The 15174-nt window shown below is 36.0% G+C and carries 11 protein-coding genes; 4 read left to right on the forward strand and 7 right to left on the reverse strand.

The annotated features are described in order from the left end of the window. Positions 1-74: 74 nt before the first annotated feature. The 6 genes from GQR59_RS09145 to GQR59_RS09170 form a co-directional block, all read right to left on the reverse strand. On the reverse strand, positions 75-2027 hold the full coding sequence (locus tag GQR59_RS09145; protein ID WP_025563925.1) for a TRAP transporter permease: 1953 nt from the start codon (positions 2025-2027) through the stop codon (positions 75-77). A 71-nt stretch (positions 2028-2098) separates the two neighbouring features. Further along, the gene (locus GQR59_RS09150; RefSeq protein WP_160061814.1) at positions 2099-3124 is read right to left on the reverse strand and encodes a TAXI family TRAP transporter solute-binding subunit; all 1026 of its coding nucleotides are present in this window, start codon (positions 3122-3124) and stop codon (positions 2099-2101) included. Positions 3125-4250: 1126 nt separating this feature from the next. Next, on the reverse strand, positions 4251-4958 hold the full coding sequence (locus GQR59_RS09155) for an SDR family oxidoreductase (RefSeq protein WP_160061816.1): 708 nt from the start codon (positions 4956-4958) through the stop codon (positions 4251-4253). Between the two features lie 613 nt (positions 4959-5571). After that, positions 5572-6216, reverse strand: coding sequence for a hypothetical protein (locus GQR59_RS09160; RefSeq protein ID WP_160061818.1), 645 nt, complete (start codon positions 6214-6216; stop codon positions 5572-5574). 26 nt (positions 6217-6242) lie between these two features. Beyond that, on the reverse strand, positions 6243-6893 hold the full coding sequence (locus GQR59_RS09165) for a hypothetical protein (protein ID WP_160061820.1): 651 nt from the start codon (positions 6891-6893) through the stop codon (positions 6243-6245). Between the two features lie 1624 nt (positions 6894-8517). After that, on the reverse strand, positions 8518-9054 hold the full coding sequence (locus tag GQR59_RS09170; protein ID WP_160061822.1) for a DinB family protein: 537 nt from the start codon (positions 9052-9054) through the stop codon (positions 8518-8520). A 252-nt stretch (positions 9055-9306) separates the two neighbouring features. On the opposite strand from GQR59_RS09170, the gene GQR59_RS09175 reads away from it, so the two are divergent. The 4 genes from GQR59_RS09175 (at position 9307) to GQR59_RS09190 (ending at position 14236) form a co-directional block, all read left to right on the forward strand. Further along, complete coding sequence (locus tag GQR59_RS09175; protein WP_160061824.1) at positions 9307-9657, forward strand: RidA family protein; 351 nt, start codon at positions 9307-9309, stop codon at positions 9655-9657. A 181-nt stretch (positions 9658-9838) separates the two neighbouring features. Continuing rightward, the gene (locus GQR59_RS09180) at positions 9839-11500 is read left to right on the forward strand and encodes a protein adenylyltransferase SelO (protein ID WP_160061826.1); all 1662 of its coding nucleotides are present in this window, start codon (positions 9839-9841) and stop codon (positions 11498-11500) included. A gap of 142 nt (positions 11501-11642) precedes the next feature. Then, positions 11643-13322: a DUF342 domain-containing protein gene (locus GQR59_RS09185; protein ID WP_160061828.1), complete on the forward strand. Its 1680-nt coding sequence runs from the start codon at positions 11643-11645 to the stop codon at positions 13320-13322. Positions 13323-13513: 191 nt separating this feature from the next. After that, the gene (locus GQR59_RS09190; protein WP_160061830.1) at positions 13514-14236 is read left to right on the forward strand and encodes a YebC/PmpR family DNA-binding transcriptional regulator; all 723 of its coding nucleotides are present in this window, start codon (positions 13514-13516) and stop codon (positions 14234-14236) included. A 198-nt stretch (positions 14237-14434) separates the two neighbouring features. Here GQR59_RS09190 and GQR59_RS09195 read toward each other — a convergent pair whose 3' ends face one another. Then, positions 14435-15169: a hypothetical protein gene (locus GQR59_RS09195; RefSeq protein ID WP_160061832.1), complete on the reverse strand. Its 735-nt coding sequence runs from the start codon at positions 15167-15169 to the stop codon at positions 14435-14437. Positions 15170-15174: the final 5 nt, after the last annotated feature.

The raw sequence follows: 15174 nt of genomic DNA on the forward strand, positions 1-15174 counted from the left end.
ATTCTTAAATATTTTAAATTAAATAATTTGAATTCAATATGTGATCTATTCAATGCAGTTATTACATTGATGATTCAATTTTGAAGAACAGCTTGGTCATCATTAGTAATATCTGACTCAGATGTCGTTTGATGTTTAACCTTGTTACGATACGTTAAGGCCATTCGGATAATCATTGTCAGGATCGGTACTAACCCTATCCACACACTATGAGTTAACAAATAAGCGATTAAAGACAACGGCCCTGCAAACGCATAAACTAAACGTTCACGTGAACTTAGTTTTCGCCCAATTGCACCGTAAACAACCCCAGCCGTTAAAATAGACGCACATAAGAACACCACAAGTCCAAACACTGCTTGTGCAGTAATATTCGTAGGATCCAAAATACTAGGAATAGAAACAAAGACAAAAGGCACAAGTAAAGCGCAACTTCCAAGCTTCGCAGCTTCAATGGCACTACGTATAAAGCTACCTCCAGAGATTCTAACCGCAACTAAAATACCAACAGCAACAGGCGGTGTAAGAGCAGAGAAGATCGCAAAATAAAAGCCATACATGTTCGCAGCAATAGGTGATAACCCTGCATCAATTAATCCTGGGACAACAATGATGGCAATCAACGCATAAGCCGCTGGAGTAGGTAAACCCATACCGACGATCAGGGAAACGCCCATACCAATCATAAGAGCAATAACAATATTACCGTCAGTGTAAGCCGAGATGAGATGACCCGCAGAAACGCCAAGTCCTGTTGTTGTTAAGGTTTGCACAACCAGCCCAATAGCAGCAAGCACAACCGTTAATTGCACCGCTGTTTCTAAACCTGTTAAACAGCCTTTCATTAACTCTTTGATATTTGGACGGAACTCAGCAGGACGAGCAAACGATAGTAAAACAACCAGTAACCCACCCCAAAAACCAGCCATAGCAGGCGAGTAACGCATCACTAGCAACACAATTAAAACGCTAAAAGATAAAATAAATGACGGCAGTGTCCATTTAATCTTTCGCCAATTAATTTTATATTTTTGTGAAATATTGCGTGGCTTATGACCTACTAAACTATAAAGGGCAATACTGATTGCAAACATATAAAGCAAACCTGGGATAATCCCTGCAATCACGACTTCGATGTAAGAAACACCCAATATTACGGCCATTAAAAAGGCGCCTAACCCCATAATAGGCGGTAATAACTGGCTACCCGTTGAAGACATAACTTCAATGGCTCCGGCTTCATCAGCAGTAAACCCATTTTTCTTCATCGTAGGAATCGTCATCACACCAGACAGAGCAATATTACTAATTGCTTGGCCTGTCACCATTCCTATCAATGTACTCGCAACAACAGCCGAATAAGCTACTCCGCCCTTAACAAGTAAACCAATCGCTTGCCCTAACTCACCAAAGGTATCAATAACACGAGTACCATGAAGTAAACCACCGTAAACAAGTAACAAGAAAATCATATCTGCAGACAGCGGCATATAATTAAGTACACCTCGAGGACCACCGATACCACCAAGAAAACTAATGGCTACATTTAATGGTTGTTGACGTGATGTTAAAGGCTCGGGTAACAAATGCCCAAATGTCATATAAGCAGCGCCTATAAGACAAACAAGGGCAATCGTTGCCCCCCACATCCGCCATGTGATTAAAATAACAGAAGCAATAAGGGACGCCCCCGCAATCAATGCATCATTCTCAACAAAAGGCTGCGTAATTTCTAGTGTTTCTGCATTTGCATAAAGAAAGACACCTGCCCCTGCTGCCAGCACTAAACTGACAAGAGAGGTCACAATATCGATCACTCTAGACAATGATGACTTATCTGCAGCGCGACTCCCCAAAATCAACAGCGCACCAATAATGAGTACCGCCGTTAAATGCATCGTGTAATGTTTCATTGCGCCATGCACACTGACCCAGAGAGTGACCATGTGGTAGGTGAGCAGGCTTCCCCCTACCAACCATAAAGCCCAATGACTTAATGTCATTATTTTTGATTTGTTTTCTAACATACCTAGACCTTTAGTTAGCAATTAAACGACAAACAATAAGTGATAAACGATTGAAACTATTCAAGAAAAACTTAATCTATAAGGCCTAATTCTTTATAAGCTCGTAATGCACCTGGGTGAATATTCTCAAGTCCAATTTTGGCAATTGTTGCAAGAGTTTGTTTATCCCATATTTTTGCAACTGCGCTATATTTACCTAATTCAATCCCTGACTGTAACCATAACTTAGTCATCTCATAAGCATCTTCCTCTGGGAAAGATTTATGTACTGATAACAAGGTATAGTTACCAAAGCTAGTAACGGGTTTAGGTTGATTCGCAACAGTATTAGCAGGTAATACTTGAATACTAAAAGGAGCCCCTGTTTTATCGATATAAGACTGGATGTCTTCTTTATTAATATCGATAAACGTATAATCTCTACCCGAGCTTTCTAATGTTTTAAATGGACCCGCTTGCAAAGTAACACTGAAATCACGATTACTATGAGTCACAAGGGTCCCGATATCGGCTTTACCATCTAAGACGGCATTGATATTTTGAGCAGGACCTAGCGCATCAAATGATTTCAATTGTTTCGTTATCCCCCAACCATCAAGCATCATGCGTTGATGCATACCCCATTCATTTTGAGTTAACAAACCAACAGCAACACGCTTACCAATAAAATCATCTTTACTTTTAATAGAAGGATCTAAAGTAACAAACATATTACTGGTTCGGCTCATTACTCCTAATGCACGAAAGTCGTTTACAGCTTCCATCGGTTTAGGGAAAAAAGGAGAGATACCTTTTTTGGCTGCCCATTCAACCACTTGTCCTGAGCCAATAATGGTGTTTTTCCAAAGTTGAGGAGAAGAGGCCAAATACCTAACATTGTAGGTAAAGCCTGGGGTTTCTACCGCTGTAGGGGCTATTTTATCGGTATAATCACTAGCATAATTTTGCATGGTTGCCCAAGCAAGATAAGGACCAGAGCCTGAAGGAGAGATTAAAATATCAACTTTGTTAGGCGCGGCAGTAACGGAAAGAGAGGTGGAAAGTAAACAGATTGCAGACATCGTTAAAGCAAAAGTGTTATTAACAAGCTTTTTCATAGTAGTACTCCTGTAGTGTTATAAAGACATTCCTTAGTCGGTTTTATAATAAGAATTGTTAACGACTAAACAATTGCTAAAAATAGTCTAAGAGCTACACTTCCAAGTGTATAGCATGTTATTTATTACAACTAACAAGGAAAAAACTATGAACAAAAAAGTGCACTAGATAGGTGCGATAAAAATATTTTTTGCAATATTATGAGGCGTTTTTACCAAGAATTTACGGTGAAATTAACGAAAAACAGTGATTTTTCGTAGAATGAAGAAAATTATGTATTAGAAATTATTTTTTAAAAAAGTCATAAAATTCGTATTATGAGTCGTTTTTTCCCCTAATTTTTACCAATATCTCTTTAGCTAATATCAATACGCCTTAAACTCATACCAGAATGATCATTCCTGAAACACTCGATAAATATTCAATTAGAATCCTAAAGGGTCAAATTTTGATGTGTTATTGAACGGGGAAAATAGCATAAAGATATTGGTAAAATAGAAGATAAAATAGACGCAAATATCACCTTTTAACCTTTCAAAGAATAAATTTTCACATTCACATTATTCAAAAACAAGAGATAACCAATACCAATCAAACCAAAACGTGAGTTGATGTCCTGTTTTGCCTGAAGCGTTATATAAAATTTCATATAACGCTTTCGCTAGCATTAACTTAACGCAAAGCACTGCAAAAGGATGAGTAAAAAGCAAACAAGAAAAAATGAAGAAGCTTGAACTGGATTGGGAAACGATCGGTATCAGTCTTTTGCCGCCTTTTTTGTCTGGTAAATTTAACTTTAAAAAGCATATTAAAAGTTAAAAGCTCTGTATTCCAGCTTGGGGTATTGATGGAAAGGAAAGAAAACACACACATGCAAAGAATGCAGACTAAAGTCAGCGCCCCAAAGTTAAAGCTTGTTTTACTAGGTTGCTAATATCATCGTTCACAAAAAATGATCAATAATGGAATCAGTAATATGTTTTTAGTTGGGTAAGGTTGGCAATCATTAAAAGGAGATGAGGATTAACATTCACTATTCATAACAGGATGCCCCCCGTGTGGAGCTGCATTTAGGTTGGTGTGGTAGCTGGAAGTTAGGCACCTCAAGCTACCCTATTAGCTTTATTAAAACGGTAACTGCTCACCATTAAAACTATAAAGGCTTCCCGTATTATCAATCGATAAATTCCGAATAACTTTCATAATGCCGAGTGCCGAATCAACAACATTTTCACTTGCTGTAGATCCGCCCATATCTGTTTGAACCCAACCGGGATGAACAGCCACCACAGCAACATTATCATTAACAAGTTCTTTTGATAAATTCACTACTAGCATATTAGCTGCTGCTTTAGACATTCGATAACCATACCAATCCACACTTTGTTCTAGCGACAAAGATCCCATAGCAGAAGAAATAACCGCTATCTTACATAAGCTTTTTTTATTCATTAGAGGTAAAAAGCAATGAGTTAAATATAGTGGCCCAAGTGAATTCACTTTAAAACACATTTCAGCATTAGCATAATCAATACTATGGATACTTGTATTTTCTCGATCCAAATATCCCGCATTATTTACTATTAAATCTAACTTGATATTTTCCTCGCTAAGTTTACCTGCCAACGTCTTAATATTTTCAGGACAAGTGATATCCATTAATTCAAGAAACAATTTATCAGGAAACTGACCTTTCAATGAAACTAGATCAACCGCCGATTCTAGATTTCTACAGGTAGCAATGACTGTCCATCCATTTATCAAGTATTGTCTTGTTAATTCGAAACCGATGCCTCTATTAGCACCAGTTATTAATACAACTACGTTATTCATTGTTTACCTATAAATCTAACGAGGCTGTAGAATTTCTGATTCTCAGCCCGAATTTTAACTGTAAAAACACAGTATTTTATATTTACTTGAAATTCAAATAGATTATTGATTTTTCAATAATTTTGGACATATATGGTTACCACTTCCCCCACTATTAATCGTGAAAGTTTATGGAGGTCTATTACTTTACCTTTCCACGAAGGGTATTTGAAGAAAGGAACACAGATGCAAAGAATGCAGACTAAAGTCAGCGCCCCAAATTCAAAGGCTACCAATTGACGATTGAATTTGATCATTGGATCTGCCGTTGACTGCGTATGTCTTTCCCGTCAATAAAACTGGCGAAAGTGAGAGCATTGATCAAACTCGGTGTCTGTGATGGTTTAGCCACTTTTTGTGCCTGTGGATTTATAAAAGTATAAGTAAATTACCTTGTCATAATTCACAAAAAAAGGATTCAATAGTGCGATCAGTAATTAGTTTTAGCCAGACAAGGTTTGATGTCATTAAAAGATTTGTGGATTAATATTCACTATTCATCATAAGATGAACTGCGCGGTGCCGTATGCAGGGTAGTGTGGAGGCTTGAGGTTAGATAACTCCTGCTACCCGATTAGGCATATGATTCAATGATTGGAACAAGATGTTCAAAGTTTTCTTTACACGATTTAATTACTTTGTCGTAAATAATTTGATCATCTGTTTCATGAAATTCTATGCACATATAATAATTTTCAGAGTTGACTTTAGCAAAAACAATCCACTCTCTAGTTAATTGGTTGCGCTCGGATCTCTTTTCAAAGAGCTCATGGTTACCTAAACTAATATCTCTAGCTAGTGCTTTACAGTTTTCAACAGTGCTATCTAAACCTTCATATTTTTCAAATGCCTTTTTAATAACAGATTCTATATTTCCTCGGCTATTAGCAATTTGCATATTTTTAGCAATAAACTGAGAAGAAAAAAAGTGCTTATGCCAAAGCCCCTTCAAAGGTAATTTAGAAAATTTAGTTTCTTGTTTAGTACGGCTTTCCGTAACTGTACACTCTAAAGCTCGGAGTTCTTCAAATATCATTGAGGGGTTTAAGCCTACAGTATTGGCATATAAGTAGAGATCTAATAGAAAACGTTCACTACACCTTGCTCTTATATTTTCATCTCTAATAAAAAATACGGATAAAGCTTCTAAATCTTTAGGAGTTACAGTGAGAACTTCATTGTTACGATCTATTTGATAAGTATTTGTAAATCGGATCAAATTAACTCCTCATGCCTCGTTATGTTTTACTTTGTACCATTAGCTTTGATATTTCTATTTTTACATTGATAAAATTGATATCTTAGCGAATTTATTTGGTCTGTAAAAACATCATCTGAATCATATGTAGCAAAGTCTTCAAGGAACTTTTCAAAACAATTAAATGTATCAATATTATGCTCAATATCATTTGCGTTAAGGTTCGGTAAACAATTTTCGTTAATCATGTTTGTTACACGACGGAGATTTAAATTATCTTTTCCTTTAATGAAAAAAATAGATGCATTTACAAAACTTTCAAAAGCACTAAACCACCTCTGTTGATCAAAATTACTGCAGCCTTGAACATGACAAATCCCTCCTTTGGCATTATCAAACTTTCTATTAAGTTCATCTTCCATTTCAGATAGTTTAGATTTAAGAATTTTTTCTTTTTCGTCATATTCGGCTTTTATTTCTTTGACGGCTATTTCTAATTCAGCTTTCATTTTCTCAATTAGGGAATTTTCAATTACTTCATGTTCCAACTTAAATAAACGCTTTTGATAAATTGTAACCAAAATTGGGAGGATAATTCCTGAAAATGCTAGCACAGCGACAGTTATGGTAATTAGATGACCGAATGATTGTGAGTAGAAATTATTTACAGTTTCTAATATTTTAAGTGAATCTTGCATTAACTCTCCGTGTAAAAAATAACGAGGCTGTAGAATTTTTCATTTTCAGCCTGTTTATTTTAAATAAAAATCACAGTAGCTTACATTTACTTGAGATTAAATAGATTATTTTATTTTTATTAACTAATTGATTAAATTGAGTCATAAATGAGATTAAAGGGCTAAACATGCGGGATTTATTGAGTTAAGGGCTTAGCCATTGCTTTAATGTAAATTATTCCTTAACTTCTCGCTGCTCAGGAAAAAAATGAACAAGACAATACATTTCCCATTGATGATTTTTTAAGAGTTGGCTTTATCTTGGCCGCGCACAGTGACTTTATTCACCGTAATATTATCGAGTTTTACTTTAAAGAAAGTTGAAAAGTACATTCAAAGTTAAAAGCTTTATATTCCCATGAGGGACATTTAAAGAAAGGAAAACACACACATGCAAAGAGTGCAGACTAAAGTCAGCGCCTCAAAGTCAAAGGCTACCAATTGATGATTGAATTTGATCTGCCGTTGACTTCGTATGCCTTTCCCGTCAATAAAACTGGCGGCAACGGAAAAACGATCGAAGGTGAGAACATTGATCAAACTCGGTGTCGGTGATGGTTTAGTCACTTCTTGTGCCTGTGGATTTATAAAAGTATAAGTAAATTCCCTTGCATAATTCACAAACCAAAGGGATCAATAGTGCGATCAGTAATGAGTTTTTAGCCAGACAAGGTTTGATATCATTAAAGGATTTGTGGATTAATATTGACTATTCATCATAAGATGAACCGCCCTGTTCGGAGCCGCATGCAGGGTGGTGTGGGGGCTTGAGGTTAGAGACCTCCGGCTACCCGATTATATACGTTTTTAGAGTATGATATATAAAAACATACCGTATACAAACACATTGAAAAATATGGCAAAAGCATAACCTTTTTCACCTTTATAAAACCAATGGCCTAATGAATATGTCTTACTGCTTTGCATTTTTAATTGGAAGACAGACATATCTTTACTTGGTTTATGAGGGAGAGCAAGGACGAAAATACGATTAAATAAAACCCAACATATCAAATTTAAATTTTGTAAAAAAAAAGCGATTCCAAAGGTAATCTCAACAATGTTATGCATATTCACTCGTATATAACAGTTTATCAAACCGAAAAATTCCATATTTAAGGTGGAAATTCGGAATAGTTTAATTTGTTAAAATTAACATAAAAATGCATTTATCGTGCATAAAATCAAACAATTAATATTTTTAATCAAATTACTGTCATGTGGACAGATGGAAAAAGTCCGTATTAACAATAGAAACATCGAATACCAACGACGCTGTATATAAAAATAGTTAAAGGATTAAAGGAGAGAAATAAATGAACTCTCCATTTTTAAACGCTGTAGCGGAAAGTATATGAGCTAAGGAATATGGGTTAAATTCTATGCTGAAAAATCTATTAGGACTTATTTTTATTGGGCAGGTTTAAGTTGCATAATAACCTTATATTGACTTTAATAATGAATAACATCTCTTGAATTCAAGTGATAAGTGAAATCACTAAATTGCTTTGTGCCCTTTCCGACTTAAGTCTTTGTATCAAAAGCCTCTCCAAAACAGCTTAAAAGAGGCGGTGGTTTTATAAATTTAATTCACATTTGGCTGTATAAACACTAAATCTGTAATACCAATATCAATACCTGATTGACTGAGAAGCGTGGTGATTTGGCCTCTATGATGTGTTTGATGGTTAAACAAGTGCATCAACAGATTAAAAAGCGTTTTATTAGCGGTAACACCTTTACTATTTTGGTAATTAATTGGCTGTAACAATGCTTCATCGGTTAATAAACTTGTTAATTCGAGTAATGCTTCATCTAACAATACGCGACGATCTTTAAGGTCATTAAAGTTATTGGCGAGAAACACATCCAGTGATTCAGGCATTGGTAATGCGGCAATAGGCGCATAAGCGTCATATGTTTGTAAAACAACTGAGCATCGTTTTAACCACAAGGTATCAGCAACACAAATATGATTTAACGAGGCAAAAACAGAACCAAAATACGCGCCTTTATCTTCATGGTATTTTTCTGGTGTCATTGTATTCACTGCTTCGTATATTTTTTGATTCATCCACTGGTTATAGTCTGCCATTAAGTAGACATGTTCCTTCAGTTCCATAAAAAGGGTTTCCTTGCTTGGTCTTAAGAGAGATGGCGGGATTGTAATATTATTTTAGCAATGTACACCCTATTTAATTTCACTATTTTAAAAAGTGCTCAATACAAAATCTGTCATGCTAATGATTGAATGGAAGTGATTCAATCAACCGACTTATGAAAATCTAGCATTGATAAGTTAAATTGCTCGCCTTTTCACACTGAGACGTTACAATTATTTAACCTTTTAAAATATTAACGATAGAGAGTGAAAATGATTGAACGTCAACAAACCAAACAACGTATGAGCCGAGTAGTTAAGCATAACGGTACTGTTTATTTATGTGGTCAAGTCTGTGCTGATGCGACTAAAGACATCAAAGAACAAACACAAACTATGTTAGACAAAGTAGATAAGCTTTTGATTGAATCAGGTAGTTCTCGTGAGCATATGTTATCAGCGACTGTTTATGTTAAAGATATGGCATTACATTTTGCTGGCATGAATGAAGTATGGGATGCATGGGTTCCTGAAGGCTTTGCCCCTGCTCGTGCATGTGTAGAAGCAAGTATGGCAAGAGATGTGTTATTAGTTGAAATTTCGGTTATTGCTGCTGTTAAATAGTTAATAAAACCACCATTCGATTAACCACTTCGCTATTAACAGCTATTGCATTTAACTGGTCTATTTAAGTAATCTATTTAACTAGTCTAGTTCAATGTTACGACTCAATTGAACTATTTTATTTAGCAATAGCTGTTATTAAGCCGACACCCTATCCCCATCCCGACCGTTAGGAAAATCAATGAGTAATTTATTACCTCCATTACACCCCGTATTTGTCTCTTCACTGCCTGCGGATTCAAATTTAACTAATACATCCCGTAGTGTTGAACATGCTGCCTACTCATTTGTGACACCGACGCCGACAAAATATTCTAAGATCATTTGTTGTAACGATGAATTAGCCAAAAAGTTAGGTTTTTCTGAAGAAGCTTTAACTTCAACTGACTTTGCTGATTTAATCAGTGGTAATAATCTTGACGCTAACTTGCAACCCTATGCAATGAATTATGGGGGGCATCAATTTGGTCAATGGGCAGGACAGTTAGGTGATGGGCGAGCTATTAATTTAGGCCAGTATTCCATTGCTAAAAATGAAAACTATTCAATGACTAAAAACAAAGAAAAAAGTAATGGATATGTAACTTTGCAATTAAAAGGAGCAGGTCAAACCCCTTATTCTCGAAGAGCAGACGGCATGGCTGTTTTACGTTCTTCCATTCGTGAATATTTATGTTCTGAAGCTATGTATCATTTAGGCATCCCTACAACGCGCGCATTAACCTTAACACTAACCGGTGAAGAAGTTATTAGAGATAAACTTTATGACGGTAGAGCCGCTTATGAGCCCTGTGCAATTGTCTCTCGAGTCTCTCCTTCATTTTTACGTTTTGGTTCAATCCAATTACCCGCTTCTCGCGGTGATTTAGATTTATTAAAACAAACACTTGAATACAGTATTACGCATGATTACCCAGAATTAATACCTGAGTCAGGCGTGATCGATAAGTCAGTCTATTTACAATGGTTTACTGAAGTTTGCGAACGTACTGCACACTTAGTTGTAGAATGGATGCGCGTTGGTTTTGTACATGGCGTGCTTAATACCGATAACATGTCACTGATTGGTGAAACGATCGACTTTGGCCCTTACGGTTGGATTGATAACTTTGACCTTGACTGGACACCAAACACTTCTGATGCAGGTGAAAAACGTTATCGTTTTGGCCAACAAGGTTACATTGGACAATGGAATCTGTTTCAACTTGCCAATGCTATTTACCCATTGATCAATGAAGCAGAACCACTACAAGATATAATTACCAGCTATACTCGAATTTACCAAGGTAAATGGTTAGGTATGATGCGCAATAAACTGGGCATTGAAGTTGAGCAAAGCCAAGAAAACGCAGCGTTAATCGAATCAGATTTATTGTTAAGTAAAGAGTTAGAACAGTTATTATCTCGTGTGAATACCGATATGACTTTATTTTATAGACTCCTTGCTGACTTAAGCAGTCACCTTGATCTTCAAAACAAAGATTTATTAATCACTCACTTTTCTGAATGTTTTTATAATATGGAAGAAGTAACTGAAGGTTATTTGTCTATACTCATTGAATGGTTAATTAAGTACCAATCAAGATTGTTATTAACACCAATAAGCGATGAAGATCGTAAAGTAAATATGGATAAGGTTAACCCTTGTTATATTTTACGTAACTTCCAAGTTCAAGAGGCCATTGAGTTAGCTGAAAAAGGTGATTATTCAAGAGTATCGGTATTGTCTGAATTGTTAACAACGCCTTACACACAGCAAGAAAAATATAAACAATTCGAAGTCAAACGTCCTGATTGGGCAACCAATAAATTCGGCTGTTCTGCACTATCATGTAGTTCATAGGCTAATTATTACACTTGTGAGTCATAATCTTGTGAACAAGTTCATGTTGTGATATCTAATTGACTTTAAATAGAGAAATTATAATATGAACTCTCGATAATTAGTTTATTATAACCACAAGAACACTACTAAATAGGTATTTATGACTCAAACTAGCCTGCCACTTCAACAAATCGTGTTAAGTTCAGATAGCTCACAGCTATTATTAAAAATAACACCTGTTTATGCTGAAATAAGTGCAGACGATATTATTGACTTATTAAACACCCCTTCTTTGCCTCGATTTAAATTAAACCTTGAAGGAATAGATAACGCCGTAGCTGCCTTTGCAGCTTTATATGACGAAACCAATGATGATGTAAAAGCGTTTACTCCTATCGCGGTTGCTGATAAGCAAGATGCCACTTTAGACATCATTATTTCAGATAACCTGATGAGCGCGTGTACAACTATTACAACTGCACACGGTGGTTCCCCGATAACCTTGAATGACATCAAAAACAAATGTGATCAATTAGGTTTGAAATTTGGCTTAATAACAAAAAACATATTTAGTTTATTGAATGTTTGTAAAAGTGCCCAACCAGGTAAAGTTTTTAAAATAAACATAGCGAATGGCGTCCCTGCTATTGACGGTGTTAACGCTAGATTCGAAAAGTTAGTGAGTACAGAAAGTCATCGCAAGCCTAAACCTAAGCTATTAGAAAATGGCAAGGTTGATATGCTTGACTTAGGTCAATCAATAACGGTAAAAGCGGGGACGGTATTAATGAAAAAAATACCAATGATAGTAGGCAAGCCCGGTAAAACGGTTACCGCTGAAATTATTGAGCCTAAAAAGTCAATTGATGCCTCTTTTGTTATTGAAAAAAATGTTGAGATTGATCCTAACAACCCTTTACAACTTCTCGCTGCGACTTATGGTATTCCTATCGACAAAGGAAACTTTATAAAAATTGATGATGTTTTACTGTTAGAAAATGTCGATAATAGATCAGGTAATGTCATCTACGATGGAACCGTTGTTATCACTGCAGACATACATGAAAATATGAAAGTAAAGGCAAGCGGTGATATTACTGTCATGGGTTTAATTGAATCTGCCGAAGTTATTTCTGGTGGTGATTTAACCGTCGAAATGCCCATTATTGGCCATCTCAGTAAATCAGATGAAGAGTTTAGCTGTAAAATAAAGTGTGGGGGTAATTTAACAGGGACCATTGCACAGTATGCAAGTTTAAATGTCGCTAAGAATTTAACTTTAACGAACCAATTAATACATTGTGAAACAGTCTGTAATGGTGATGTTGCTGTCCATAATAACGCATTAAGCCAAGGCAGTATTATCGGAGGTACAACAACAAGTCACAAAGGTGTTAAAGCGGTAACCGTTGGCACATCTGGCAGCACTAAAACAATTATAAATTTAATCAGTAGCGCTAAAGAGTTAGAGCTTGCAAAAGATAAATGTATAACAGAAATACAGCTATTTGATAAAATGATAGGCCAATTTAAGAAAGCAGAAAATAAAGCAGATACCATTCAAGATATCGCCATACGCAAAAAAACCAAAAAACAATTATTTATCGAAAAACAGCAATATCGAGATCAAAGCGATCGAGTTCAAGCAAAACTAGCGGCTATCAAAATCACATTAGAACAGTCTTATCAAAATACTTATTTAACAGCAACCAATAAGCTATACAGTGATACCATAGTTAACCTTGATGGGAAAATTTGGTCAAGTACCCAAGAATTTGGCGCAAGTACCGTTTCAATTGTTAATAATCAATTACAAATAACACCCTACCAAGCACAGTAAACTGATAGTGTCGGATCTATTCCCCAACATAGATTTGCGACTAATATTCAGTTAATTCATTGATTAAGATAAAAATATATCAACTTAATCGTTAAAATCACTGACAGGCTCTAGCACCAGAAGCCATTACAGGCTAAAATTCTGACCATTATTTTTTCCAGACAATCCATTTAACACAAGAGAGCATTCAGATGGGAAGAGCATATCAAAACAAAAAATTAGACATGGCAAAAACGGCTGGCGCTAAAACTAAAGTTTACTCAAAATACGGTAAAGAAATATATGTTTGTGCAAAAAATGGTGGATTTGATCCAGACGGTAACCTAACACTTCGTCGTTTAATTGATAAAGCTAAAAAAGACCAAGTACCTGCGCATGTTATTGACCGAGCGATTGATAAAGCAAAAGGTGGCGGTGGCGAAGATTATGTACGTGCAAGCTACGAAGGTTTTGGGCCTGGTGGATGCTCTGTGATCGTTGACTGTTTAACTGATAATGGTAACCGTACTTGGACTGATGTTCGCAACTGTTTCAATAAAACAGGTGCAAAAATAGGTTCTCCAGGAACCGTGGCACACATGTTCGAACATCAAGCTGTATTTGTATTTGATGGTGAAGATGACGAAGCTGTGCTTGAAGAGCTAATGATGGCCGATGTTGATGTGGTAGATGTCGTCGCTGAAGACGGGAAAATATCTGTATTCTGCCCTCATACTGAATTTAACAATGCAAAAGTCGCATTACATGCTATTTACCCAGAAACAGAGCTTGAAGTTGAAGAAATCACCTATGTGCCACAATCTGATACTGAAGTCACTGAAGAACATGTTGAGAAGTTTGAAAAATTCTTAGAAATGTTAGACGAATGCGATGATGTACAAAATGTATATCATAATGGGATTCTACCTGAGTAGGTTTATCGACTGATTATCTATTATTAATGACTATTAATGATGAGTGCTAAATAGTGTTAATAGTGTTAAAGATAACTAAAAGCCACGTTTTAATAACGTGGCTTTTTTATTACTAGTACTTTATTTTCAACATCTCATTACGAAAGCCTTATGGCTAAAGCTTTCGACAATATAACGAGTAATGAATGATATCGACTCTTACTCACCACAGCCTAATGCTAATAAAGTGGCATTTCCTCCGACGGCGGTTACGTTGGTTGTTAAGGTTTTTTCAGTAATAAAACGTAACACTAAGCTTTGGTCTCGTACCATTTCTAGCCCCTCTAAATCCGTTTCAACAATTAATAATGCAATTTGTCCGTCACGCTCTGCTAACACTCGATTTAAACGAATAGCTTCTGCTTCACTGCCTACGTAACCGACACCAGCAATAGCAGGGTTAATAATAACATTTTCAAGTTCACTATTATCTTTAACAGCAACAATCGGCATTTCAATATCAGAAAAAGTACACACTTGCTCAAGCGTACTGATTATATCTTCATGTTCAGGTAGTGCAGCCATTACGACACTGTTACCTGCTACAAGCGCACAACTTACCAGCGCAATAAATGCTTCGATAGGTGCGTCTTGTTTCGCCATGATCACAAAAGGACCACGTCCAGCCGTACTAAGTACATTACTTTCACCAGTAGGCCCAGGCATCTCTTCACCTGAAGAAATAAGGGGTACAGCATGTAAACTATGAAAATCAACCATTTGCCCAGGTAATAAACCTAAACTGTGTTGAAGTTTTAATAGCTCACTCCACTGACTGATCAATGTAATGCGTTGTTCAATTTCAATCGCATTCCAAGTTAACCATGCTGATGTTGCTTTTTTAATGACTGATGTTGATTGTTGGTCATTTGTATCTTGAATTGATTTAGACATGATTA

Source organism: Psychromonas sp. L1A2, from assembly GCF_009828855.1.
Lineage (GTDB): Bacteria > Pseudomonadota > Gammaproteobacteria > Enterobacterales > Psychromonadaceae > Psychromonas.